General features: G+C 61.5%; 21 protein-coding genes and 1 pseudogene. 14 read left to right on the top strand and 8 right to left on the bottom strand.

The window, feature by feature from the left end; all coding sequences use genetic code 11:
- Positions 1–144: 144 nt before the first annotated feature.
- From PSH87_RS09075 to PSH87_RS09065, 3 genes are all read right to left on the bottom strand, one after another.
- On the bottom strand, positions 145–1803 hold the full coding sequence (locus PSH87_RS09075; RefSeq protein ID WP_305433191.1) for a cation acetate symporter: 1659 nt from the start codon (positions 1801–1803) through the stop codon (positions 145–147).
- Entirely contained in the window at positions 1800–2111 is a 312-nt protein-coding gene (locus PSH87_RS09070) for a DUF485 domain-containing protein (RefSeq protein ID WP_003190001.1), read from the bottom strand. Before PSH87_RS09070 ends, PSH87_RS09075 begins: the two co-directional genes overlap by 4 nt.
- 266 nt (positions 2112–2377) lie before the next feature.
- A complete protein-coding gene (locus PSH87_RS09065; protein ID WP_124525326.1) occupies positions 2378–3229 on the bottom strand; it encodes a glycine betaine ABC transporter substrate-binding protein in 852 nt (283 codons plus the stop codon).
- 332 nt (positions 3230–3561) lie between these two features.
- On the opposite strand from PSH87_RS09065, the gene PSH87_RS09060 reads away from it, so the two are divergent.
- Positions 3562–5115 (top strand): glycosyl hydrolase family 17 protein, encoded by a 1554-nt coding sequence (locus tag PSH87_RS09060; RefSeq protein WP_305433188.1) that lies wholly within the window; start codon positions 3562–3564, stop codon positions 5113–5115.
- 98 nt (positions 5116–5213) lie between these two features.
- Here PSH87_RS09060 and PSH87_RS09055 read toward each other — a convergent pair whose 3' ends face one another.
- Positions 5214–5582 (bottom strand): hypothetical protein, encoded by a 369-nt coding sequence (locus PSH87_RS09055; RefSeq protein ID WP_305433186.1) that lies wholly within the window; start codon positions 5580–5582, stop codon positions 5214–5216.
- Between the two features lie 236 nt (positions 5583–5818).
- On the opposite strand from PSH87_RS09055, the gene PSH87_RS09050 reads away from it, so the two are divergent.
- Positions 5819–7117: a serine protein kinase PrkA gene (locus tag PSH87_RS09050; RefSeq protein WP_017734345.1), complete on the top strand. Its 1299-nt coding sequence runs from the start codon at positions 5819–5821 to the stop codon at positions 7115–7117.
- A pseudogene (locus PSH87_RS09045) lies at positions 7110–7899 on the top strand (VacJ family lipoprotein). Before PSH87_RS09050 ends, PSH87_RS09045 begins: the two are co-directional and overlap by 8 nt.
- Before the next feature lie 56 nt (positions 7900–7955).
- Here PSH87_RS09045 and PSH87_RS09040 read toward each other — a convergent pair.
- Positions 7956–8870, bottom strand: a complete 915-nt coding sequence (locus tag PSH87_RS09040) for a DUF808 domain-containing protein (protein ID WP_305433184.1) — start codon at positions 8868–8870, stop codon at positions 7956–7958.
- A gap of 133 nt (positions 8871–9003) precedes the next feature.
- Between PSH87_RS09040 and PSH87_RS09035 the strand changes: the two genes are divergently transcribed.
- Together PSH87_RS09035 and PSH87_RS09030 are read left to right on the top strand one after the other, a co-directional pair.
- Complete coding sequence (locus PSH87_RS09035) at positions 9004–9609, top strand: TetR/AcrR family transcriptional regulator (protein WP_017734348.1); 606 nt, start codon at positions 9004–9006, stop codon at positions 9607–9609.
- 205 nt (positions 9610–9814) lie between these two features.
- Complete coding sequence (locus tag PSH87_RS09030; protein WP_017734349.1) at positions 9815–10273, top strand: transposase; 459 nt, start codon at positions 9815–9817, stop codon at positions 10271–10273.
- 118 nt (positions 10274–10391) lie between these two features.
- Here the strand turns inward: PSH87_RS09030 and PSH87_RS09025 are convergent, their stop codons facing one another.
- On the bottom strand, positions 10392–10832 hold the full coding sequence (locus tag PSH87_RS09025; RefSeq protein WP_017734350.1) for a heme-binding protein: 441 nt from the start codon (positions 10830–10832) through the stop codon (positions 10392–10394).
- 256 nt (positions 10833–11088) lie between these two features.
- On the opposite strand from PSH87_RS09025, the gene gcl reads away from it, so the two are divergent.
- The 8 genes from gcl to PSH87_RS08985 all read left to right on the top strand — a co-directional run bounded on the left by gcl (position 11089) and on the right by PSH87_RS08985 (position 20510).
- A complete protein-coding gene (gcl, locus tag PSH87_RS09020) occupies positions 11089–12864 on the top strand; it encodes a glyoxylate carboligase (RefSeq protein WP_207041458.1) in 1776 nt (591 codons plus the stop codon).
- A 10-nt stretch (positions 12865–12874) separates the two neighbouring features.
- Positions 12875–13657: a hydroxypyruvate isomerase gene (gene hyi / locus PSH87_RS09015; RefSeq protein WP_305433182.1), complete on the top strand. Its 783-nt coding sequence runs from the start codon at positions 12875–12877 to the stop codon at positions 13655–13657.
- Positions 13658–13825: 168 nt separating this feature from the next.
- On the top strand, positions 13826–14716 hold the full coding sequence (locus PSH87_RS09010; RefSeq protein WP_017734353.1) for a 2-hydroxy-3-oxopropionate reductase: 891 nt from the start codon (positions 13826–13828) through the stop codon (positions 14714–14716).
- 171 nt (positions 14717–14887) lie between these two features.
- Complete coding sequence (locus tag PSH87_RS09005) at positions 14888–16168, top strand: glycerate kinase (RefSeq protein WP_305433179.1); 1281 nt, start codon at positions 14888–14890, stop codon at positions 16166–16168.
- Positions 16158–17573: a pyruvate kinase gene (gene pyk / locus PSH87_RS09000; protein WP_017734355.1), complete on the top strand. Its 1416-nt coding sequence runs from the start codon at positions 16158–16160 to the stop codon at positions 17571–17573. Before PSH87_RS09005 ends, pyk begins: the two co-directional genes overlap by 11 nt.
- A 119-nt stretch (positions 17574–17692) precedes the next feature.
- Positions 17693–18556 (top strand): urea transporter, encoded by an 864-nt coding sequence (locus tag PSH87_RS08995; protein WP_305433177.1) that lies wholly within the window; start codon positions 17693–17695, stop codon positions 18554–18556.
- Between the two features lie 31 nt (positions 18557–18587).
- A complete protein-coding gene (locus PSH87_RS08990; RefSeq protein ID WP_305433175.1) occupies positions 18588–19412 on the top strand; it encodes an ion transporter in 825 nt (274 codons plus the stop codon).
- Positions 19413–19505: 93 nt separating this feature from the next.
- Positions 19506–20510 carry a sulfate ABC transporter substrate-binding protein gene (locus PSH87_RS08985; RefSeq protein WP_124525340.1) on the top strand — a complete coding sequence of 335 codons (1005 nt, stop codon included), beginning with the start codon at positions 19506–19508 and terminating at the stop codon, positions 20508–20510.
- A 44-nt stretch (positions 20511–20554) separates the two neighbouring features.
- Here PSH87_RS08985 and PSH87_RS08980 read toward each other — a convergent pair whose 3' ends face one another.
- Entirely contained in the window at positions 20555–21916 is a 1362-nt protein-coding gene (locus PSH87_RS08980; protein WP_305433172.1) for a hypothetical protein, read from the bottom strand.
- Between the two features lie 124 nt (positions 21917–22040).
- On the bottom strand, positions 22041–22655 hold the full coding sequence (locus PSH87_RS08975; RefSeq protein ID WP_305433170.1) for a DUF5666 domain-containing protein: 615 nt from the start codon (positions 22653–22655) through the stop codon (positions 22041–22043).
- 173 nt (positions 22656–22828) lie between these two features.
- Between PSH87_RS08975 and PSH87_RS08970 the strand changes: the two genes are divergently transcribed.
- Positions 22829–24025, top strand: coding sequence for an MFS transporter (locus PSH87_RS08970; protein ID WP_305433168.1), 1197 nt, complete (start codon positions 22829–22831; stop codon positions 24023–24025).
- Positions 24026–24048 lie beyond the last annotated feature (23 nt).

The following is a 24048-nucleotide window of genomic DNA, read 5'->3' as shown; positions in this document are numbered from 1 at the left end:
CATTTGACTGCATTCCAAGGGATGTACCCGGTCGACTGTGGGAGCTGGCTTGCCTGCGATGGCGACAGCCCAGACAACACAGAACCCCAGGCAAAAAAATACCCCGGCCTTGCGACCGGGGCATTTCTCTATCCAACTACAACCTTAGTGAGAAACCGCCCCACTCGCCCCCAGGCCAGTCTGCGAACGCACAAACTGCGGGAAGTACAGCGCACGCTCTTTCTCTGCCGCCGCCGACTTGTCGGTGATGGAGAAGAACCAGATGCCGACGAACGCAATGATCATCGAGAACAGCGCTGGGTACTCGTAAGGGAAGATGGCTTTTTCATGGTGCAGGATCGAGACCCAGATGGTCGGGCCAAGGATCATCAGGCCCACGGCACTGATCAAGCCCAGCCAGCCGCCAATCATGGCGCCACGGGTGGTGAGGTTTTTCCAGTACATGGAAAGCAGCAACACCGGGAAGTTACAGCTGGCCGCGATGGAGAACGCCAGGCCCACCATGAACGCAATGTTCTGGCTTTCGAACAGGATACCCAGGCCGATTGCCAACACACCCAAGGCCACGGTGGTGATCTTCGACACACGAATCTCATCTTTCTCGTTGGCCTTGCCTTTCTTGATCACGCTGGCGTACAGGTCATGGGACACCGCCGACGCACCCGCCAGGGTCAAGCCGGCAACCACCGCGAGGATGGTGGCGAACGCCACGGCCGAGATGAAGCCCAGGAAGATACTGCCACCCACCGCGTTGGCCAGGTGCACCGCTGCCATGTTGTTGCCACCGAGCAAGGCGCCTGCTGCATCCTTGAACGCCGGGTTGGTGCTGACCAGCAGGATCGCGCCGAAGCCGATGATAAAGGTCAGGATATAGAAGTAACCGATGAAACCCGTGGCGTAGAACACACTCTTGCGGGCTTCTTTAGCGTCGCTGACGGTGAAGAAGCGCATCAGGATGTGAGGCAGGCCAGCGGTACCGAACATCAGGGCCAGGCCCAGGGAGAACGCCGAGATCGGATCTTTGACCAAGCCACCCGGGCTCATGATCGCCTCGCCTTTCGCGTGAACCTTGATTGCCTCGGAGAACAGTGTGTTGAAGTCGAAGTTGACGTACTTCATCACCATCAGCGCCATGAACGAAGCACCGGACAACAGCAACACCGCCTTGATGATCTGTACCCAGGTGGTCGCCAGCATGCCGCCGAACAGCACGTACATGCACATCAGGATACCCACCAGGATCACCGCAACGTGGTAGTCCAGGCCGAACAGCAGCTGGATCAGCTTGCCCGCGCCAACCATCTGCGCGATCAGGTAGAACGCCACCACCACCAGGGAACCACAGGCCGACAGGCTGCGGATCTGGGTTTGCCCGAGACGGTAGGACGCCACGTCGGCAAAGGTGTACTTGCCCAGGTTGCGCAGGCGCTCGGCGATCAGGAACAGAATGATCGGCCAGCCCACCAGGAAGCCGATCGAGTAGATCAGGCCGTCATAACCGGAGGTGTAGACCAGCGCGGAAATCCCCAGGAAGGACGCAGCCGACATGTAGTCACCGGCAATCGCCAGGCCATTCTGGAAACCGGTGATCTTGCCACCGGCCGCATAGTAGTCGGCCGCCGACTTGTTGCGCTTGGACGCCCAGTAAGTGATGCACAGGGTGGCACCGACAAACGCGACAAACATCACGATGGCCGACACGTTCAGGGGTTGCTTGTGCACTTCACCGGTCAATGCGTCCGCTGCCCAAAGGGCCGGAGCGAAGAACGAAGCGCCGAGTAGTGCCAGTAGACGACCGATCATTGCGCAGCCTCCTTGAGAATCGCATTGTTCAGGTCGTCAAATTCGCCATTGGCCCGGCGCACGTAGATGCCGGTCAGGATGAAGGCGGACACAATCAGTCCGACGCCCAGGGGAATGCCCCAGGTAATCGAAGAACCGGGGCTGATCTTGGCCCCCAGCACTTGTGGCCCGTAGGCGATCAACAGGATGAAAGCGGAGTAAAGCCCGAGCATGATCGCCGAGAGAATCCAGGCGAATCGTTCCCTTTTTCTCACCAGCTCCTTGAAACGCGGGCTGTTTTGAATCGAGAGGTAAATGCTGTCGTTCATTGTTTTTATCCTCGCAGCACAGCTTTTTTATTATTTTGGAACGTATCCACTGTATGCGGCTGCCGTAGAGGTTCCAGACGACCTTAGTCTTAGATCGAGTGTAGCGAGGGATTGTCAGAGCGCAGAAGGATTTACAGACGGTAAAAGTAATGTGGGAGCGGGCTTGCCCGCGATGGCGGCGTGTCAGTACCGAATCTATCGACTGACACACTGCTATCGCGGGCAAGCCCGCTCCCACATTAGGTGTGTGGCGTACTTGCTACAGGTTATTTACCGATCCACTCGGCTACACGCTCTGGGTGCTTGGCCACCCAATCCTTGGCCGCCGCATCCGGCTTGGCGCCCTCTTGAATGGCCAGCATGACTTCGCCGATTTCATCCTTGGAAGCCCACTGGAATTTCTTCAGGAACGCCGCAACTTCCGGCGCTTTCTTCTCCAGGCCCTTGCTGCCGATGCTGTTGACGGTTTCCGCAGCGCCATACACGCCTTTTGGATCTTCCAGGAAACGCAGTTTCCACTTGGCGAACATCCAGTGCGGCACCCAACCGGTGACCGCAATGGATTCCTGCTTGTCTTCGGCACGGGTCAGTTCGGCGATCATCGCTGCGCCCGAACTGGCTTGCAGTTTGTAGTCGAGGCCGTACTGCTTGATGGCTTCGTCGGTCTTGAGCATCACGCCCGAACCGGCGTCGATGCCGACGATTTTGTTCTTGAAGGTGGTGTCGGTCTTGAGGTCTTCGATGGATTTGGCTTTCACGTACTCCGGCACGATCAGGCCGATTTTCGCATCCTTGAAGTTAGGGCCGTAGTCGACCACCTTGTCCTTGTTCTTGGTCCAGTACTCACCGTGGGTCACCGGCAGCCAGGCGGAGAGCATGGCGTCGAGTTTGCCGGTGGCCACGCCTTGCCACATGATCCCGGTGGCGACGGCTTGCAGTTTCACGTCATAACCGAGCTTGGCCTTGATCACCTCTGCCGCCACATGGGTGGTGGCAACGCTGTCGGACCAGCCATCCACGTAGCCGATGCTCAGGGTTTTGCTGTCGGCGCTGGCCAGTGTGGAGCTCATCGCAACTACCAGAGTGGCAGCTGCGCCCAAGAGTCGTCGCATCTTCATCGTACTTCCCCGAAAGTGCTGCGCCCGACGGATGCCGAGCGACGTCAACCTGTTGTTATGTGGTGCGCCGCGCCCCCTTCACGCGCATCGATCCGGCTGCTGCGGCATCAGTGGAGTGCTGACACTTGGATAATCAACCTGCCGGGACTTGGAACCTGCTCTGTCAGCGACCTCACCCGAGCAAGAAACGACATCACAACGCCAGCAGGACGCTTTGCAGGAATTGGCGTCAAAATCCCGCCCGAACTTTGCATGTCAAAATCATGCAGCCCCACTGGGACGGGACAAATCCGGGTAAGATGCGCGCCTTTGCTCCCCCAGATAAGCCGACCATGCCCGCGACTGCCCGCTTTCCTGCCCTGCCCTATTTCTTCGCCTTGATCCTTGGCCTGCTGGCCCTGGCTGGCTACTGGTACAGCCTCGGCCGGCCGGTGGTGCTGCCCGACGTCGCCAGTGCTTCGCACAAAATGCAGTGCGCGTCCTACACACCTTTCGATAAAGACCAATCCCCGTTCGACCAGCCCTTCAAGCTGCGCCCGGAGCGCATGGACGCCGACCTGGCCTTGCTGTCCACCCGTTTCGAATGTATCCGCACCTACTCCATGACCGGCCTGGAAGCCTTGCCGGACATGGCGCGCAAGCACGGCTTGAAGGTGATGGCCGGTGCCTGGGTCAGCAGTGACCCGGTGGCCACCGAAAAGGAAATCAACGAACTGATCGCCTCGGCCAACGCCCATCCGGATGTCGTCACGTCGGTGATCGTCGGCAACGAAGCGCTGCTGCGCAAGGAAGTCACGGCCACGCAGTTGGTCAAGCTGATCCAGACGGTCAAAAGCCAGATCAAACAGCCAGTGACCTACGCCGACGTGTGGGAATTCTGGCTGCAGCACCCGGAAATCGCCCCGGCAGTGGACTTCCTGACCATTCACTTGCTGCCGTACTGGGAAGATGACCCGTCCGGGATCGACCAGGCGCTCAAGCACGTAGGCGATGTGCGCCAGACCTTCGGCACCAAGTTCGCGCCCAAGGACATCTTGATCGGCGAAACCGGCTGGCCCAGCGAAGGCCGCCAGCGTGAAACCGCGGTGCCCAGCCGCGTAAACGAAGCCAAGTTCATGCGCGGCTTCGTGGCCATGGCCGAAGCCAATGGCTGGCACTACAACCTGATCGAAGCCTTCGACCAGCCGTGGAAACGCGCCAGCGAAGGCGCGGTCGGCGGCTATTGGGGCCTGTTCGATGCAGACCGCCAGGACAAGGGCATCCTCGCCGGGCCGGTGACCAATGTGCCGTACTGGCCGTTGTGGCTGGGCGTGGGCGGGTTGATCCTGCTGGGGACCTTGGCGCTGGGCGGCCGCGTGCGCAGCACCCGTGCCGCGCTGGCCCTGCCGCTGCTGGGTGCGGTGGCGGCCTGTTCCATCGGCAGCTGGGCCGAACTGACCCGCATCACCGCACGCTTCAATGATGAATGGGTGTGGGCAGGTTTGCTGCTGGTGCTGAACCTGTTGGTGCTGGCCCATGCCGCCCTGGCCTTGAGTGCTCGCGAAGGCTGGCGCGAGCGGGCGTTCAACTGGCTGGAGCAGCGTGCAGGCTGGCTGGTGGCAATCGCTGGCTTCGCAGGGGCAGTCATGATGTTGGCGTTGGTGTTCGAACCGCGTTATCGCAGCTTCCCGAGTGCGGCACTGGTATTGCCGGCCTTGGTGTACCTGGTTCGCCCGGTCACCGGCCCGCGCCGGGAGATTGCCTTGCTGGCGTTTATCATCGGTGCCGGCGTTGCGCCGCAGTTGTACCGTGAAGGTCTGTTGAATCAGCAGGCTTGGGGCTGGGCGGTAGTGAGCGTGCTAATGGTTGGGGCTTTGTGGCGGTGCTTGCGGGTGCGCAAGGCTTAAGATCGCTATCGCAGGCGAGCCAGCTCCCACACTTGACCGCATTCCAAAGGATGTACTCGGTCAAGTGTGGGAGCTGGCTCGCCTGCGATGAGGCCCTATCAGGCAGCCCTAGGCTTCCTGACCAACCGCAACCCCGCAATCACCAGCGCAAACACCGCAAACGAGGTGTTGTACAACGCCAGCGCCGGCAACCCGAACACCATCCCCAACACCGCCAGCCACCAGCCCACACGGCCCGGCACAAAAAACGCGACAACCGACGCAATCAACGCCACCCAACCCAGCACCTTGAAGTGAATCATCAAGCCCAGGTTCGAACGCAACTGGCATTCCCACCGCCCGGCTTCGTCGGCACAGATCCCCACCCAACTGCCATCCTCCATAAAACCGTAGCGCGCGCCATAACTGGCAGCCAACCACAGCGGCAGGGCAATAAGCAGCAAAATCAACGGCAAGCGACGGGACATGGGGCACTCCGATAGGCAAAAACGGCGCTCAGCTTAATGCCCCGGTAGCCGTTAGCAAGGCGCATACACACAATTAGTGTCCATCAGCGCGTGGCAAAGTGTATCGTCTGGCTACTATTACCCCGATTCCGACGTTATTTTCCGACATTTCGTGCCGCGTGATGGCACTTCGGCGACAGCGCGGTGGTCATAGCCTGCGAACTTCATTTAGCACGTTTCCTCTTAGGGATTTAGTCATGCTCCGTTCCTTGCGCTGTGCCGCCCTATTGGGCAGCCTTTTTCTGAGTGCGTCAGCACTGGCGGTCGATATCGACCAAGCCAGCTATGGCTACCCTTTGACCAACCCGTTTGAAGCGACCATCGCCACCACCCCGCCCGACCTTCGGCCCAAATTGCCGAGCAACGACGAGATCAACCAATCCGACTACACCCTGACGATGCGCCCCGAGCGCGAGTTCAGCCTGCCCGACAACTTCTGGCCGGTGAAAAAGCTCACTTACCGCATCGCCAAGCAAGACCGCGCCGCGCCGCTGATCTTCCTGATCGCCGGCACCGGTGCGCGGTTCGACAGCAGCATCAACGAATACCTGAAAAAACTGTATTACCAGGCCGGCTACCACGTGGTGCAACTGTCATCGCCCACCAGCTTTGACTTCATCAGCGCCGCCTCACGCTTCGCCACCCCGGGGATCACCCAGGAAGACGCCGAAGACATGTACCGCGTGATGCAAGCCGTGCGCGCGCAAAACGCCTCGCTGCCGGTGACCGACTTCTACCTCACCGGCTACAGCCTCGGCGGCCTGGATGCGGCATTCGTGGCCAAACTGGACGAAACCCGGCGCAGCTTCAACTTCAAGAAAGTCTTGCTGCTGAACCCGCCGGTCAACCTCTACACCTCGATCACCAACCTCGACAAGCTGGTGCAGACCGAGGTCAAGGGCATCAACAACACCACCACCTTCTATGAACTGGTGTTGAACAAGCTGACCCGCTACTTCCAGCAGAAGGGCTACATCGACCTCAATGACGCCCTGCTCTACGACTTCCAGCAGTCCAAACAGCACCTGACCAACGAACAGATGGCGATGCTGATCGGCACTTCGTTCCGCTTCTCGGCGGCCGACATTGCCTTTACCTCGGACCTGATCAACCGTCGCGGCCTGATCATCCCGCCGAAGTACCCGATCACCGAAAGCACCAGCCTCACGCCGTTCCTCAAGCGCGCGCTGCAATGTGACTTCGACTGCTACCTCACCGAACAGGTGATCCCGATGTGGCGTGCCCGCACCGACGGCGGCAGCCTGCTGCAACTGGTCGACCAGGTCAGCCTGTACGCCCTCAAGGACTACCTGCACAGCAGCAAGAAAATCGCCGTCATGCACAACGCCGACGACGTGATCCTCGGCCCTGGCGACCTCGGCTTCCTGCGTAAAACCTTCGGCGATCGCTTGACCGTCTACCCACTGGGCGGCCACTGCGGCAACCTCAATTACCGCGTCAACGCCGACGCCATGCTGGAGTTCTTCCGTGGCTAAATATCTTCTGCTGCTCGCCGCCTTGATGTGCGCGGGCGTGGCCAATGCCGACAACAGCAAGGCCCATGAGCCGATCAAGGTCGACTCCGATGGCTTCAAGGAGCCGCTGTCCAAGCTCAAGTTCAACCCCGGCATGGACCAGCGTGAGTTCGAGCGTTCGTCGCTCACTGCGCTCAACGTCTACGACCCGCTGGAGGCGTGGAACCGTCGGGTGTACCACTTCAACTACCGCTTCGACCAAATGGGTATTCATACCCGTGGTCAACGGCTACACCTACGTGACCCCAAGCTTCCTGCGTACCGGCGTGAGCAATTTCTTCAACAACCTGGGCGATGTGCCCAACCTGTTGAACAGCCTGCTGCAACTCAAGGGCCATCGCTCCCTGGAAACCACCGGGCGCCTGCTGCTCAACACCACCATCGGCATCGCCGGCCTGTGGGACCCGGCCACCGCCATGGGCCTGCCACGCCAGAGCGAAGACTTCGGCCAGACCCTGGGCTTCTACGGGGTACCGGGCGGCGCGTACCTGGTGCTGCCGGTCTTCGGTCCGTCGAACCTGCGTGACACCACTGGCTTGATCGTGGACTACACCGCAGAGAGCCAGATCAACTTCCTCAACGTTTCGGAAGTCAGTTCCAACCATCCGGAAATCTGGGCCCTGCGCGCGGTAGACAGGCGCTACCAGACCAGCTTCCGTTACGGTCAGATGAATTCACCGTTCGAGTATGAAAAGGTGCGCTACATCTACACCGAATCGCGCAAGTTGCAGATAGCCGAGTAAGCAACGCCCACAAAAAAGGCCATTCGATTGAATGGCCTTTTTTATTGCGGCTAGGATCAAGCCTTCACGGTTTTCCAGAGCTTGCCCAGCACACTGACCAACGCCAGCACCACGCCCCCCGCAATGATCCCCGCGACGCCATTGAGCAACGTCGGCACCAACCACGCCACCCCTCCTGCACCTTGGCTCACCGTCTCGATCCAGTGATGCACCACCGGTACGCCGTGGGTGAGGATGCCGCCACCCACCAGAAACATCGCCGCCGTACCAATCACCGACAGGCTCTTCATCATGTAGGGTGCCGCCCGCAGGATCGCGCCGCCGATACTGCGCGCCATCTGGCCGGGCTTCTGGGTCAACCACAAGCCCAGGTCGTCCAGCTTGACGATACCTGCGACCAGCCCATAGACGCCGACAGTCATGACGATAGCAATGCCCGACAGCACGATCACTTGCTGCATCAGCGGCGCATCCGCCACGGTGCCCAGGGTGATGGCGATGATTTCGGCGGAAAGGATGAAATCGGTGCGGATCGCACCTTTGATCTTGTCCTTTTCGAACGCCACCAGATCGGTTGCCGGATCGGCTACCGCTTCGACCAATTGCGCGTGCTCGGCTTTGTCCTCGTCCTTGCTGTGGAGGAATTTGTGCGCGAGCTTCTCGAAGCCTTCAAAACACAGATAAGCGCCGCCGAGCATCAGCAGTGGCGTAACGGCCCACGGCGCAAACGTGCTGATCAACAACGCCGCCGGCACCAGGATCAGCTTGTTGACGAACGACCCCTTGGCCACCGCCCACACCACGGGAATTTCCCGCTCGGCACGCACACCCGACACCTGCTGGGCATTCAGCGCCAGGTCGTCGCCCAGCACGCCGGCGGTTTTCTTCGCGGCCATTTTTGTCATCAAGGCAACGTCGTCGAGTACGGCGGCGATATCGTCGATCAGTACCAGTAAGCTGCTGCCTGCCATGAATCGGTCTTCCATAACGTGGGATACGCCGAGCATAACGCGGCGCGAGGCTTTGCGGGCGCCTTGTTGAGGCTCGCGGATAGCCGGTGCTACCATGCGCAACCGCCAGTCTTGGCAAGGAAAGTCCAGGTTTATGAGCAGCATTCGCGAGCGCAACAAAGAAAAAATCCTGCGGGCGGCGAGCGAGGAGTTTGCCGACAAGGGCTTCGCCGCGACCAAAACCAGCGACATCGCCGCCAAGGCCGGGCTGCCCAAGCCCAACGTCTATTACTACTTCAAGTCCAAGGACAACCTCTACCGCGAGGTGCTCGAAAGCATTATCGAGCCGATCCTGGCCGCCTCCACACCGTTCAACCCGGAGGGCGAGCCCAAGGAAGTGCTGAGCAACTACATCCGCTCGAAAATCCGCATCTCCCGCGACCTGCCGTTTGCTTCCAAGGTCTTCGCCAGCGAAATCATGCATGGCGCCCCGCACCTCAGCACGGAGCAGGTCGAGCAACTCAACGCCCAGGCCAAGCACAACATCGACTGCATCCAGACCTGGGTGGATCGCGGCTTGATCGCCGCCATTGACCCCAACCACCTGATGTTCAGCATCTGGGCGGCAACACAGACTTATGCGGATTTTGACTGGCAGATTTCGGCGGTGACCGGCAAGGCCAAGTTGGATGAGGCGGACTACGAGGCGGCAGCGTTGACGATTATTCGGTTGGTGTTGAAGGGGTGTGAGCCGGACTGATAGACCGCGGTGAGGCCATCGCAGGCAAGCCAGCTCCCACAGGTTCCCGCGTCGCACACAAAATGTAAGAACACCGCAAATCCCCTGTGGGAGCGGGCTTGCCCGCGATAGCGCCCTCCCAGACACATCCTGCCAAAAGCCTGCCGATCAGTATCAACCACCCGGATCTAGCCTCTCAGAACCCACACTGAAGAGAGGCCAAGGAATGCCTGATCTCCCCGCGTCAAAACGCCTACGCTTCGGCCGGCATGATGAACCCAGCCGCATTTACCTGCTGACCACCAATACGCTTGATCGCGAACCCGTTTTCCAGGACTTCACGCTCGGCCGCCTGGTGGTCCAACAATTCAGGATTGCCCAAAACCAGGGCCTGGCGACCTCCTTGGCGTGGGTCGTCATGCCGGATCACTTCCACTGGCTGGTCTCGCTGGAGAAAGGCTCACTGGCCGACCTCATGCGCCAGGTGAAGTCCAAGAGCACTCGCGTCGTGAATGCGGTAGCCAGACGCCAGGGTCGGCTCTGGCAGCCGGGTTTTCACGACCATGCGGTGCGCCGTGAAGAAAGCCTTGAAGGGATCGCCCGATATATCGTGGCCAATCCCCTAAGAGCTGGATTGGTAAAACGATATGGCGACTATCCGCTGTGGGATGCCATTTGGGTTTGACTTGAGACCGAGTCGCCTGCATCGCGGGCAAGCCCGCTCCCACAGGGATTGGTGGTGTTCACACCGGCCAATGTGGGAGCTGGCTTGCCTGCGATGAGGCCCTTCCAGTCACATCAAATCAAGCCGACACCCCCGCATCCGCCAACAACCCCACCCCTTCAATCGCCGTTATCGCGCACTGTTCATCAATATCCGACGTATCCCCGCTGATCCCGATCGCCCCCAACACCCGGCCCTCCTGATCCCGGATCAACACCCCACCCGGCGCCGGCACCACGCTGCCCTGCCCCAGGCTGTTCAACGCGGCGATAAACGCCGGCCGCTGCTGCGCGTCCAGTGCCAGCAGGCGCGAGCCCTTGCCCAGGGCAATCGCGCCCCAGGCCTTGCCGATGGCGATCTGCGGGCGCAGCAGGCTGGCGCCGTCTTCCCGTTGCAGGGTGATCAGGTGCCCACCGCTGTCGAGCACCGCGATGGTCAGCGGCGCCGCGGAAATGGTGCGCCCTGCGGTGAGGGCCTGGCTGGCCAGTTGGGTGGCAATTTTCAAGGTTAAAGCGCTCATGGTGCCGTCCTTATCTTGTTATGGGAAAAGCGGTGGAGGTCTGAAGGATCAGATGCTCGATCAAACAAATAGAACACAATGACATTTGTTTTTGTATACAATATTTTCGAACAAACCTTCCATACGTCGTAAAAATGCCTTCCGACGAACGCAAAGGCCCGCCGATAAAATGGATTGACCTGCGCAGCTCGCCGTGAATACACTTTGACCAGACACCACTTGTATACAATTACAAAACGCAAGAGGCACCAAAATCATGAGCAAAATGAGAGCAATCGAAGCCGCCGTTCTGGTAATGCGCCGTGAGGGCGTCGACACCGCCTTCGGTATCCCAGGCGCTGCGATCAACCCGCTGTACTCGGCCTTGCAGAAGGTGGGTGGCATCGATCACGTCCTTGCTCGCCACGTTGAAGGCGCCTCCCACATGGCCGAGGGCTACACCCGCACCAAGGCCGGCAATATCGGCGTGTGCATCGGCACCTCGGGCCCGGCGGGCACCGACATGGTCACCGGCCTGTACAGCGCCTCGGCGGACTCGATCCCGATCCTGTGCATCACCGGCCAAGCCCCCCGCGCCCGGATGCACAAGGAAGACTTCCAGGCCGTGGACATCACCAGCATCGTCAAGCCGGTGACCAAGTGGGCAACCACCGTGCTGGAACCTGGCCAGGTGCCTTACGCATTCCAGAAAGCTTTCTACGAAATGCGCTCCGGCCGCCCAGGCCCGGTGCTGATCGACCTGCCGTTCGACGTGCAGATGGCCGAGATCGAGTTCGACATCGACGCCTACCAGCCGCTGCCTTTGGCCAAGCCACTGGCCACGCGCATCCAGGTGGAAAAAGCCCTGGCCCTGCTCGACCAGGCTGAACGCCCGCTGCTGGTCAGCGGTGGTGGCGTGATCAACGCCGACGCCAGCGACCTGCTGGTGGAATTCGCCGAGCTGACCGGCATCCCGGTGATCCCGACCCTGATGGGCTGGGGCACGATCCCCGACGATCACCCGCTGATGGTCGGCATGGTCGGCCTGCAAACCTCCCACCGTTATGGCAACGCGACGATGCTCAAGTCGGACGTGGTGCTGGGCATCGGTAACCGCTGGGCTAACCGCCACACCGGTTCGGTGGAGGTGTACACCGAAGGGCGCAAATTCATTCACGTCGACATCGAGCCGACGCAGATTGGCCGCGTGTTCACCCCGGACCTGGGCATCGTGTCCGACGCCGGCTCGGCCCTGACCCTGTTCATTGAAGTGGCCCGCGAGTGGAAAGCCGCCGGCAAGCTCAAGGACCGCAGCGCCTGGTTGCATGACTGCCAACAGCGCAAAGCCACCCTGCACCGCAAGACGCACTTCGACAACGTGCCGGTCAAGCCGCAACGGGTGTACGAAGAGATGAACCAGGTGTTTGGCAAAGACACCTGCTACGTCAGCACCATCGGCTTGTCGCAGATAGCCGGCGCACAATTCCTGCACGTCTATAAGCCGCGCCACTGGATCAACTGCGGCCAGGCAGGTCCCTTGGGTTGGACCATTCCGGCGGCGCTGGGCGTGGTCAAGGCCGACCCGAGCCGCAAGGTCGTCGCGCTGTCGGGCGACTATGACTTCCAGTTCATGATCGAAGAATTGGCCGTGGGCGCGCAGTTCAAGCTGCCGTACATCCACGTGGTGGTGAACAACTCCTACCTCGGCTTGATCCGTCAGGCCCAGCGCGGGTTTGAAATGGACTACTGCGTGCAGCTGTCTTTCGACAACCTCAACGCCCCGGAACTCAACGGGTATGGCGTCGACCACGTGGCTGTCGCCGAAGGCCTGGGTTGCAAGGCCCTGCGCGTATTCGAACCGGGCCAGATCCAGCCAGCGCTGCGCAAGGCGCAGGAAATGATCGAAGAATTCAAGGTGCCGGTGATCGTTGAGATTATTCTGGAGCGCGTGACCAATATTTCCATGGGCACCGAGATCAACGCCGTCAACGAATTCGAAGATCTGGCCCTGGTCGGCAACGATGCGCCGACCGCCATTTCCCTGCTCGATTAAGGAGAACCCTATGCCGCGCTTTGCCGCCAACCTGTCCATGCTGTTCACCGAGCAAGACTTTCTTGCTCGCTTCAAAGCGGCCGCCGATGCGGGCTTCGAAGGTGTGGAGTATCTGTTCCCGTATGAATTCAGCTCGGCTGAAATCAAGGCACAGCTCGACGCCAACGGCCTGACCCAAGTGCTGTTCAACCTGCCGGCCGGTGACTGGGCCAAGGGCGAACGCGGCCTGGCGTGCCACCCGGACCGGGTCGAGGAATTCCGCGCCGGGGTCAACCTGGCCATCGCCTACGCCCAGGTGCTGGGCAACACCCAGGTCAACTGCCTGGCGGGTATCCGGCCGCAGGGCGTTGACGATGCAACGGTGGAAAAAACCTTCGTCGCCAACCTCAAGTACGCCGCCGACAAGCTGCAAGCGGTGGGTATCAAGCTGGTGATGGAGATGATCAACACCCGCGACATCCCGGGTTTCTACCTGAACAACACGGCGCAGGCCCTGTCGATCCGCGAGCAGGTGGGCAGCGCCAACCTGTTCCTGCAATACGACATCTACCACATGCAAATCATGGAAGGCGACCTGGCCCGCACCATGGCCGCGCACCTGGATGAGATCAACCACATCCAGCTGGCGGACAACCCCGGGCGCAATGAGCCGGGGACGGGCGAGATCAACTACCGGTTCCTGTTCGAGCATCTGGACCGCATTGGATACAAGGGTTGTGTGGGTTGTGAATACAAGCCATTGACCACCACCGAAGCCGGTTTGGGCTGGCTCAAGACCCACAACGCGATCTAACCGCACCCCCCATTAATGTGGGAGCTGGCTTGCCTGCGATGCAGACACCGCAGTGTTTCAGGCAAAACCGGTGGATGCCATCGCAGGCAAGCCAGCTCCCACATTGGATCGTCTGTGTTCGGCAGGCTGAGACAGGCCTGCCCATCCAATAAAAAGAGGATTTTCGTCATGGCTAAAATAGGATTCATCGGCACCGGCATCATGGGCCAACCCATGGCCGCCAACCTGCAAAAAGCAGGTCACCAACTGTTCCTCTCCGAACATCACGGCAAGGCCCCGCAAGCCCTGGTCGACGCCGGCGCCATCGCCCTGGCCAGCCCGCAGCAGGTGGCCCAGGAAGCCGAGTTCATCATCGTCATGGTGCCCGACACCCCGCAGGTCGAGGACGTGTTGTTCCGCGCCGACGGCGTGGCCGCTGGCCTGTCACCGAACAAAGTGGTGATCGACATGAGTTCGATCTCTCCCACCGCCACCAAAGCCTTCGCCGCGAAGATCAACGCGACTGGCGCGCAGTACCTCGACGCCCCGGTATCCGGCGGTGAAGTCGGCGCCAAGGCCGGCACCCTGAGCATCATGATCGGTGGCAAGCCACAGACCTTCGAACGCGCCCTGCCGCTGTTCCAGGCCATGGGCAAGAACATCACCCTGGTCGGCGGCAATGGCGACGGCCAGACTGCCAAAGTGGCCAACCAGATCATCGTCGCGCTGAACATCCAGGCCGTGGCCGAAGCGCTGCTGTTCGCCTCCAAGAACGGCGCCGACCCGGCCAAGGTGCGTGAAGCGCTGATGGGTGGTTTTGCCTCGTCGAAGATCTTGGAAGTGCATGGCGAGCGCATGATCAAAGGCACCTTTGATCCGGGCTTCCGCATCAACCTGCACCAGAAGGACCTGAACCTGGCGCTGGCCGGTGCCAAGGAGCTGGGGATCAACCTGCCGAACACTGCTGGCACCCAGCAAGTGTTCAGTACCTGCACCGCCATCGGTGGCGGCAACTGGGACCACTCGGCGCTGATCAAGGGCCTGGAACACATGGCCAACTTCTCGATTCGCGATAAGTAAACCTTAATTTGAAATGCAGGCCAGTGTGGGAGCTGGCTTGCCTGCGATAGCGCTCTTGCAGCTAGACATTCATTGCCTGATACACCGCTATCGCAGGCAAGCCCGCTCCCACATTTGATCGCATTCCAATTGCTGCACCCCTAATAACAAGAATCCCCCGGGAGCCCGCTTATGTCGGTCGATCCGCAACACCTGCTTCGCGAGCTGTTTGCCACAGCCATCGACGCCGCCCACCCCCGGCAAGTCCTCGAACCCTACCTGCCCGCCGACCGCAGCGGCCGGGTGATCGTGATCGGCGCCGGCAAGGCCGCCGCCGCCATGGCCCTCGTTGTCGAAAACTGCTGGCAAGGTGAAGTCTCCGGCCTGGTGGTCACCCGCTACGGCCACGGCGCGCCCTGCAAGAAAATCGAAGTGGTCGAAGCCGCCCACCCCGTACCCGATGCCGCCGGCCTGGCCGTGGCCAAGCGCGTGCTGGCCCTGATCAGCAACTTGAGCGAAGACGATCGCGTGATCTTCCTGCTGTCGGGCGGCGGCTCGGCCCTGCTGGCGCTGCCAGCCGAAGGCATCACCCTGGCCGACAAGCAAGCCGTCAACAAAGCCCTGCTCAAATCCGGCGCCACCATTGGCGAGATGAATTGCGTGCGCAAGCACCTCTCGGCGATCAAGGGCGGCCGCCTGGCGAAAGCCGCTTGGCCCGCGACGGTGTACACCTACGCGATTTCCGATGTGCCGGGCGACCAGGCCACGGTGATCGCCTCCGGCCCCACCGTCGGCGACCCGAGCACCTCGGCCCAGGCCCTGGCGATCCTCAATCGCTACCACATCGACGCCCCCGCCGCCGTGCGCAGCTGGCTACAGAACCCCGCGTCGGAAACCGTCAAGCCCGGCGACCCGGCGCTGGCGCGCAGCCACTTCCAACTGATCGCCCGCCCGCAGCAATCCCTCGAAGCGGTGGCAGTCAAAGTCCGCCAGGCCGGGTTCAGCCCGCTGATCCTCGGCGACCTCGAAGGTGAAGCGCGGGACGTGGCCAAGGTGCACGCCGGGATCGCCCGGCAGATCGTGCAACACGGCCAACCGCTGGCGGCGCCGTGCGTGATCCTCTCCGGCGGTGAAACCACCGTCACCGTGCGCGGCAATGGCCGTGGCGGGCGCAACGCGGAATTCCTCCTGAGCCTCACCGACAGCCTCAAGGGCCTGCCCGGCGTGTACGCCCTGGCCGGCGACACCGACGGCATCGACGGTTCCGAAGACAACGCCGGCGCGATCATGACCCCATGCAGCTATGCGCGCGCCGAAGCCCTGGGCCTGTCGGCCAGCGACGAGTTGGACAACAACAATGGCTACGGCTACTTCGCCGCGCTCGACGGGTTGATCGTCACCGAACCGACGCGCACCAACGTCAACGACTTCCGCGCCATCCTGATTCTTGAGACTGCCAAACATGACGCCTGACAAGAAGGTCAAAATCCTCGCCACCCTGGGCCCCGCCACCGACGGCATCGACGACATCCGCGAGCTGGTGGAAGCCGGGGTGAATATCTTTCGCCTCAACTTCAGCCACGGCGACCATGCCGACCACGCCCAGCGCTACCAGTGGATTCGCCAAGTGGAGCGCCAGCTGAACTACCCGCTGGGCATCCTCATGGACCTGCAAGGGCCGAAGCTGCGCGTCGGCCGTTTTGCCGAGGGCAAGGTGCAACTGGTGCGCGGCCAGGCGCTGCGCCTGGACCTGGACCCGACCCCGGGCGACCAGTGCCGGGTCAACCTGCCACACCCGGAAATCATCGCGGCGCTGGAGCCCGGCATGGACCTGTTGCTGGACGACGGCAAGCTGCGCCTGCGGGTCATCACCAAACACGCCGAGGCCATCGACACCACGGTGCTGAATGGCGGCGAGTTGTCTGACCGCAAAGGCGTGAACGTCCCACAAGCCTTGCTGGAACTCAGCCCATTGACCGCCAAGGATCGGCGCGACTTGAGCTTCGGCCTGGAACTCGGCGTGGATTGGGTGGCGCTGTCGTTCGTACAGCGCCCGGAAGACATCCGCGAAGCCCGCGAGCTGATCGGCGACAAAGCGTTCTTGATGGCCAAGATCGAGAAACCGTCGGCCGTGCAGCGCCTGCAGGAAATCGCCGAACTGAGCGACGCGATCATGGTGGCCAGAGGGGATCTGGGCGTGGAAGTGCCGGCCGAGAGCGTGCCGCAGATCCAGAAAGACATCATCAGCGTCTGTCGCCAGCTGGGCAAGCCGGTGGTGGTGGCCACGCAGATGCTCGAATCCATGCGCTTCTCCCCGGCGCCGACCCGTGCCGAGGTGACCGATGTGGCCAACGCGGTGGCCGAAGGCGCGGATGCGGTGATGTTGTCGGCGGAGACCGCGTCGGGCGAGTACCCGCTGGAAGCCGTGCAGATGATGAGCAAGATCATCCGCCAGGTGGAGAGCGGCCCGGATTACCAGGCGCAACTGGATGTGAGCCGGCCGAAGGCGGATGCCACGGTGTCGGATGCCATCAGCTGCGCGATCCGCCGGATCAGCAACATCCTGCCGGTGGCGGTGCTGGTCAACTACAGCGAGTCCGGCAGCTCCAGCCTGCGCGCGGCGCGGGAACGGCCGGTGGCGCCGATCCTCAACCTCACGCCGAACCTGTCCACGGCGCGGCGCTTGAGCGTGGCGTGGGGGGTGCACTCGGTGGTCAATGACCGGCTGCGCCAGGTGGACGAGGTGTGCTCGACGGCGCTGGAGATTGCCCAGGCCCAAGGCATGGCGCAGCGCGGCGATACCTTGGTGATTACCGCGGGCGTGCCGTTTGGGCAGCCGGGGTCGACCAATTCGCTGCGTATCGAGACGTTGATTTAGCGTCTGTTCGGACCTCATCGCGGGCAAGCCCGCTCCCACATTTTGAACGTATTCGCAATTCAAGTGTGGGAGCTGGCTTGCCTGCGATAAGGGCAACTCGGTCTAACTGACTTACCCCTATGCATAACCCAACTTGCCCCGACTGGGCCGAAGCCCTGCTCAACGGCTTCAGCCAGATATTCCTGCAGCGCCAGCCACTGTGCGGCCTGCTGTGCCTGCTGGCCATCCTGATCGGCGCCCCGGCCTTGTTCGGCGGCGCGTTGCTCGGTGGCGTCGCGGGTTTGCTCACGGCCCAGCGCCGGGGTTATCCCAAGGCCGAGCGTCAGGCCGGGCTCTATAGCTATAACGGCGTGCTGCTGGGCTTGTTGATCAGCCAGCACTTCGCCTGGTCGGCCTTGTTGCCGCCGCTGATCCTGGCGTGCGGCGGCCTGGCGGCGATGCTCACGCGTCAATGGCTGAAACAGACAGCCTTGCCGCCCTACACAGCGCCCTTCGTGGGCCTGGGTTGGTTGCTGCTGGGTACCGTGCCGCCAGGCGCCCTTGCCCTGGTCGAACCGGATACCCTCGCCGTCGTTGCCGCGCCCTTTACCGGGCTCGCACAAATCATGCTACTGGACCAACCGGCGGCGGGCGTACTGATTGCCCTTGGCCTGTGGCTGGCCAACCGGCGCGCCGCACTGTGGGCCTTGCTCGGTGCCAGTCTCGGCGTGCTGGTCGCGCTGCTGCTGGACGACGCCACCGGTGCCCTCCTTGGCCTACACAGTTACAACCCGGCGCTGGCCGCACTGGCCCTGAGCCAAGTGCGCCGCCAACCCTGGCTACCACTGCTGGGCATAGGCCTGTCGATCCTCTTGATGCCAGCCTTCGCCGCCCTGCACCTGCCCGCGCTTACGGCACCGTTCATCCTCGCCTGCTGGCTGGTGCGCGCCGGTGTTCGCACGCTTCAGAAACCCCGCATGGACAGCCCCTTCGAATCCCCCTAGGCTTGCTCGACATCTGATTCAGGCGGGCTTTATGGACAGCAACAACGACTGGCGCCAACGGCTCTACGTCATGATTTTCCAGACCGACACCAATGCCGGGCGGCGCTTTGACGGCATCTTGCTGCTGATCATCCTCGCCACCCTGGTGATCGTGATGCTCGACAGCATCGACGAGGTGCACCAGAACTACGCCGACGTGCTGGCCTACATCGAGTGGGGCTTCACCATCATCTTCGCCATCGAGTACGGGCTGCGGCTGTATTGCTCGCCCAAGCCGTTGCGCTATGCCTTCAGCTTTTACGGGCTGGTGGACTTGCTGGCCATCGTGCCGGGCATCCTCGCCCTGTATTACAGCGACGCGCAGTACCTGTTGATCATCCGCATCATCCGCATGCTGCGCATCTTCCGTGTGCTCAAGCTCAGCCCCTACCTCAAGCAGGCCAACTACCTGATGGCGGCGCTGCGCGGCAGCAAGCAGAAGATCGTGGTGTTCCTGGTCAGCGTGTGCACCCTGGTGACGGTGTTCGGCACCCTGATGTACGTGATCGAAGGCCCGGAACACGGCTTTACCAGCATTCCCAAGGGCATCTACTGGGCCATCGTGACCCTGACCACCGTGGGCTTTGGCGATATCGTGCCGAAGACGCCCTTGGGCCAGGTGATTTCTTCGCTGGTGATGATCACCGGTTATTCGATCATTGCCGTGCCCACCGGGATTTTCACCGCCGAACTGGCCAGTGCCATGCGCGGTGAGCAGCTGCAACACGACTGCCCGGTGTGCAAGAAAAGCAGCCATGAGCCCAACGCGGCATTCTGCGCACGCTGTGGGAGTAATCTTTTTCGTAAAGTGGAATAAGCAAAGTGCGTTTTAATCTTTAAACGTCTATGCAGGCCCGGCTATAGTCGCTGGCAAATTGCCGTCATCTTCTCGAACAACAAGGAATGAGCAGTGAAAAAACTCGTAAGCGCCTCCCTACTGGCCGCCGGTCTTGCCCTGGCGGGCGCCGTCCAGGCTGCCCCCGTGACACTGCTTAACGTCTCCTACGACGTGATGCGCGATTTCTACAAGGACTACAACGCTGCGTTCCAGAAGCACTGGGACGCCGAGCACCCGAATGACAAGCTGACCTTGCAAATGTCCTTCGGCGGTTCGAGCAAACAAGCGCGTTCGGTGATCGACGGCCTGCCCGCTGACGTGATCACCATGAACATGGCCACCGACATCAACGCCCTGGTGGACAACGGCAAACTGGTGCCGGACAACTGGGTCACCCGCCTGCCGAACAACAGCGCGCCGTTCACCTCCGCCACCGTATTCATCGTGCGCAAAGGCAACCCGAAAGCCCTGAAAGACTGGCCAGATCTGTTGAAAGATGGCGTGCAGGTGATCGTGCCCAACCCGAAAACCTCGGGTAACGGCCGCTACACCTACCTGTCGGCCTGGGGTTATGTGCTGAAGAACGGCGGCGACGAAAACAAGGCCAAGGCCTTTGTCGGCAAGCTGTTCAAACAAGCACCGGTACTCGATACCGGCGGCCGTGCCGCCACCACCACGTTCATGACCAACCAGATCGGCGACGTGCTGGTGACGTTCGAGAACGAAGCGGAAATGATCGCCCGTGAATTTGGTCGTGACCAGTTCGAAGTGATCTACCCAAGCGTCTCCGCCGAAGCCGAGCCACCGGTGTCGGTGGTCGACAAAGTGGTCGAGAAGAAAGGCACACGCGCGGCAGCCGAAGACTACTTGAAGTACCTGTGGTCGGCAGAAGGCCAGGAAATCGCGGCCAACAATTACCTGCGTCCACGTGACCCGAAAGTGCTGGCCAAGTACACCGACCGCTTCCCGAAAGTCGACTTCCTGTCGGTGGAGAAGACCTTTGGTGACTGGCGCACCGTGCAGAAAACCCACTTCAATGATGGTGGGGTGTTTGACCAGATCTACAGCGGCCAATAAAGCCTGAGTCAGCTAAAAGCCCCTGAATCCAGGGGCTTTTACTTTTACGCACGGACACACCAGACATTGCCATCGCCTTTTTCGGGGAAAGGCACGTCGATCTCCATCCCCTGCCTTTTCACTTGCAGACGCCTAGCCTGCCGGTCCGCAAACTCCCCAGCAGCGAATGGCACCACCACAAACCCGCCCTCCTCGCCGCAGGACTTGCTGACCGCCAGCGCAACTGTCGCGCCGTCGAATGTGACATGGCCTCCCGGCAGCGAAAACCGCGCCATTAAACCCACGAAAAACTCTTCGGGCACCTGTTCCACCTGGTAGCTGCCACTCAGGCCGATGGACCCCGCAACAGACGCCATCGGCACCAACAGACGTAGGGTAGCGGCATCCTGCAACTGGCTGACGACAGGGTCGATGACCGGTGCCAGATGCCGGTTACGCTCACTCACATCCTCCGCGATTCGTTGATTGAGCCTCGTGTCCGGAACATCGCCCCTTGGCGCCACGGACGCCAACAAGCGTTGCGCTGGCGCCTGCCCCTCGACGATTGCCTGCCACCCCGACGCATCCGTGCCTTCCAACAGGTAAATGGCCAAGGCCCCCAATGCGTAGCTTTCGCCGTCCAACGACAACACCGCAGCATCCGGGAAGCGCGTCCGCACACTTTGCGCCCACGCTTCAGGCGTGTCCGGGACACCACTCGCCAGCCGCCGGGCGAGCCCCTCAATGTATTCGGCGGTGCCTTCGACAATGTCGTAAAAGTGGATGTCCTGCGCCTCCTGGGGAAACTCGGCCTGCCAACGGTCATGCCAGTAGCGCGCCTTACCCAGCGCGTCGGCATCGCCTTGCAGTGAGGCATATAAGGCGCGGATCAGCTGCTGCCGGTACTGCCGGGGCAACGCCTGTACTGGATAGCGCCCGGCGCGCGAGCCCGAAGCCAGTTGCCACCCCTTCTGCGCAAAAAAATGAAAGGCTTCATGGGTTGCCAATGCAAACAACTCAGGCACGGCAGCAGGATGGCCAAGCAGGTGTTGCACCTCTTGCTCAGGCAACTCACGGCCTAGCCCCATGTAGACCGTCGGGCGACCGTCCCACGACAGTTGTTGAAAGGTCTTGTAGTCCGATGACAAGCCAAGCGCTTGCACCGGTTCCACGGCAATCGCTTTGTAGCCATTTGCATCGATCAACCAGGCGGCCGTACCGTCGTAAACCAGAATTTGCGCCTGCGCATAAAATCCGGTCTGTCGCTTCAAGCGCTCCATGGTCGCCAACCTTGGCCAAGCGGCTGCGCTGGCGGCGGCCATCCGTTCGACGTAGGACTCGTTACTGATATTCGTAAGCTTTTGCTCGGCGACAGCCGTGACTCCCGGCACAAACGCCCACAGCACCACTACCTTGATCGTCCGCATGATGACGTTCCCATCCTGATTCAGCCTGCAAAGATGCAGGCGACGAATCTAGAGCGGATGTGTCATGCGGTCTTGCCAGACGAGACCTATAAGAGCGTCGGAATCGGCCTATACGAAAAAACCTTCACATCGGTGGTGTCACGCCATCCTTGCCGGCGGAGATGGCCTGCGCCGTAATCGTCCCATCCGCGCCCTTCGCCGCAAACAACACCACCTTCACCCCCGCCTTCAACAGGCTGCGATCCCCCGGTTCCAGGTTGACGATCGGCACATCCTCCGGCACCACGATCTTCTGCTCACCGCCCTTGTACTTCACCGTCAGCGTGCGCCCGTTGCTCACCACCAGGTCACCCACCGTGCCGTTGGTCATGCTGCTGCCTTCCTTCAAATCAAACGCTCGGTGCCCGTCTCCGGTGCCGGCCATCGCCGGTGGGAACACGTGCACTTCCAGCGCGGTCAGGCTGCCGTCGGCATTGGGCATGGCAGCGGAACCGATGTAGCTGCCCGGCTTGATCTCATCGATCTTGGCCAAGGTGACGGCGCGCACCTGGGTGGCCGGGGTCAACAGCACGGTGACGTCTTCGCCGCTGTTGACCTTGACGTGCATGGCGTCACCGTCGATGGCGGTAATGGCACCGCGCACGCCCACGCGCGGCGCTTCGGCGGCGTGGGCCAGGCCCATGGCCATGGCGGCGGCGAGGGTTGAAGCCAGGAGCATCTTGTTCAGCGTGATCTTCATGGGATTTCCTGTTTCGGCAGTTGTGTCTGAATGTATCATCGCCGTTCGAGGCGAAAGTTAACGATTCAGTCATTAATTTGCGGCATGAGTGTTATCACCGCCAGCAGCCTTCTGCCCAACGGGCCTTGTCTTTACTCTCGCACGCCATCTTCCTTCGCTTTTATGAGACCACCATGAACGCTACCCCACACACCTCAAGCACCATGACCCGCGGGATGGTGATGCTGTTTGCGTTCTGCTGCGGCGCCATCGTTGCCAACATCTACTACGCGCAGCCGGTCATCGAGCTGATCGCTCCGGACATCGGCCTCACACCGGCCATGGCCAGCCTGATCGTGTCGCTGACACAAATCGGCTACGCCCTTGGCCTGTTTTTCCTGGTGCCCCTGGGCGACTTGCTGGAAAACCGCAAGCTGATGATCAGCACCACAGTGCTCGCCATCGCCAGCCTGCTCGGTGCGGCGTTTATCCAGCAGCCGAACCTGTTCCTGCTGGTGTCGTTGCTGATCGGCTTCAGCTCGGTGTCGGTGCAGATCCTCATCCCGCTGGCCGCGCACCTGGCGCCGGCCGAGTCCCGTGGCCGGGTAGTCGGCAGCATCATGGGCGGCCTGTTGCTCGGCATCCTGCTGGCGCGACCAGTGTCCAGCGTCGTGGCCGACCACTTCGGCTGGCGCGCGATGTTCATGGCTGCAGCCGGGTTGATGGCGTTTATCAGCGTGGTCCTGCTGATCACCATCCCCAAGCGCCAGCCGGACCACAGCGCCACCTACGGCCAGTTGCTGCGTTCCCTCGGCACCCTGCTGCGCAAGCAACCAGTGCTGCGCCAACGGGCGTTCTACCAGGGTGGCATGTTCGCCACGTTCAGCCTGTTCTGGACCGCCGCGCCGCTGGAACTGGCGCGCAATCACGGCCTGAGCCAAAGCGAGATCGCCCTGTTTGCCCTGGTCGGTGCCCTCGGCGCCATCGCCGCGCCCATCGCCGGCCGCCTGGCGGATGCGGGCCACACCCACCGCGCTTCGTTGCTGGCCATGCTGTTTGCCGCGTTGAGCTTTCTGCCGGCCTTCGTCCACCCGCTGTACAGCGTGATCGGCCTGGCCGTCACCGGCGTGGTGCTGGATTTCTGCGTGCAGATGAACATGGTCCTCGGCCAGCGCGCGATCTACGCCCTCGACGCCAACAGCCGCAGCCGCCTGAACGCGCTGTACATGACCAGCATCTTCATCGGGGGCGCCTTCGGCTCGGCGATTGCCAGCAGCGTGTACGAACACGGCGGCTGGCTGGGCGTGATGCTGGTGGGCAGCGCGTTCCCGCTGGTGGCGTTGTTGCGGTTCTTGAGTGTTTCCCGCCAGGTTGCGGTGGTCGCAGCCTGATCAGTGGTGCAGCTGGATTACAG

It is taken from the genome of Pseudomonas sp. FP453 (assembly GCF_030687495.1).
Lineage (GTDB): Bacteria > Pseudomonadota > Gammaproteobacteria > Pseudomonadales > Pseudomonadaceae > Aquipseudomonas.
Note: the sequence above shows the minus strand (reverse complement) of the source record. Positions and strands in the feature narration are given on the sequence as shown.

What these genes read in the sequence shown, in the direction of transcription:
- PSH87_RS09075 (WP_305433191.1), bottom strand. Translation starts at nt 1,803, where the DNA reads ATGATCGGTCGTCTACTGGCACTACTCGGCGCTTCGTTCTTCGCTCCG.
- PSH87_RS09070 (WP_003190001.1), bottom strand. Translation starts at nt 2,111, where the DNA reads ATGAACGACAGCATTTACCTCTCGATTCAAAACAGCCCGCGTTTCAAG.
- PSH87_RS09065 (WP_124525326.1), bottom strand. Translation starts at nt 3,229, where the DNA reads ATGAAGATGCGACGACTCTTGGGCGCAGCTGCCACTCTGGTAGTTGCG.
- PSH87_RS09060 (WP_305433188.1), top strand. Translation starts at nt 3,562, where the DNA reads ATGCCCGCGACTGCCCGCTTTCCTGCCCTGCCCTATTTCTTCGCCTTG.
- PSH87_RS09055 (WP_305433186.1), bottom strand. Translation starts at nt 5,582, where the DNA reads ATGTCCCGTCGCTTGCCGTTGATTTTGCTGCTTATTGCCCTGCCGCTG.
- PSH87_RS09050 (WP_017734345.1), top strand. Translation starts at nt 5,819, where the DNA reads ATGCTCCGTTCCTTGCGCTGTGCCGCCCTATTGGGCAGCCTTTTTCTG.
- PSH87_RS09040 (WP_305433184.1), bottom strand. Translation starts at nt 8,870, where the DNA reads ATGGCAGGCAGCAGCTTACTGGTACTGATCGACGATATCGCCGCCGTA.
- PSH87_RS09035 (WP_017734348.1), top strand. Translation starts at nt 9,004, where the DNA reads ATGAGCAGCATTCGCGAGCGCAACAAAGAAAAAATCCTGCGGGCGGCG.
- PSH87_RS09030 (WP_017734349.1), top strand. Translation starts at nt 9,815, where the DNA reads ATGCCTGATCTCCCCGCGTCAAAACGCCTACGCTTCGGCCGGCATGAT.
- PSH87_RS09025 (WP_017734350.1), bottom strand. Translation starts at nt 10,832, where the DNA reads ATGAGCGCTTTAACCTTGAAAATTGCCACCCAACTGGCCAGCCAGGCC.
- gcl (WP_207041458.1), top strand. Translation starts at nt 11,089, where the DNA reads ATGAGCAAAATGAGAGCAATCGAAGCCGCCGTTCTGGTAATGCGCCGT.
- hyi (WP_305433182.1), top strand. Translation starts at nt 12,875, where the DNA reads ATGCCGCGCTTTGCCGCCAACCTGTCCATGCTGTTCACCGAGCAAGAC.
- PSH87_RS09010 (WP_017734353.1), top strand. Translation starts at nt 13,826, where the DNA reads ATGGCTAAAATAGGATTCATCGGCACCGGCATCATGGGCCAACCCATG.
- PSH87_RS09005 (WP_305433179.1), top strand. Translation starts at nt 14,888, where the DNA reads ATGTCGGTCGATCCGCAACACCTGCTTCGCGAGCTGTTTGCCACAGCC.
- pyk (WP_017734355.1), top strand. Translation starts at nt 16,158, where the DNA reads ATGACGCCTGACAAGAAGGTCAAAATCCTCGCCACCCTGGGCCCCGCC.
- PSH87_RS08995 (WP_305433177.1), top strand. Translation starts at nt 17,693, where the DNA reads ATGCATAACCCAACTTGCCCCGACTGGGCCGAAGCCCTGCTCAACGGC.
- PSH87_RS08990 (WP_305433175.1), top strand. Translation starts at nt 18,588, where the DNA reads ATGGACAGCAACAACGACTGGCGCCAACGGCTCTACGTCATGATTTTC.
- PSH87_RS08980 (WP_305433172.1), bottom strand. Translation starts at nt 21,916, where the DNA reads ATGCGGACGATCAAGGTAGTGGTGCTGTGGGCGTTTGTGCCGGGAGTC.
- PSH87_RS08975 (WP_305433170.1), bottom strand. Translation starts at nt 22,655, where the DNA reads ATGAAGATCACGCTGAACAAGATGCTCCTGGCTTCAACCCTCGCCGCC.
- PSH87_RS08970 (WP_305433168.1), top strand. Translation starts at nt 22,829, where the DNA reads ATGAACGCTACCCCACACACCTCAAGCACCATGACCCGCGGGATGGTG.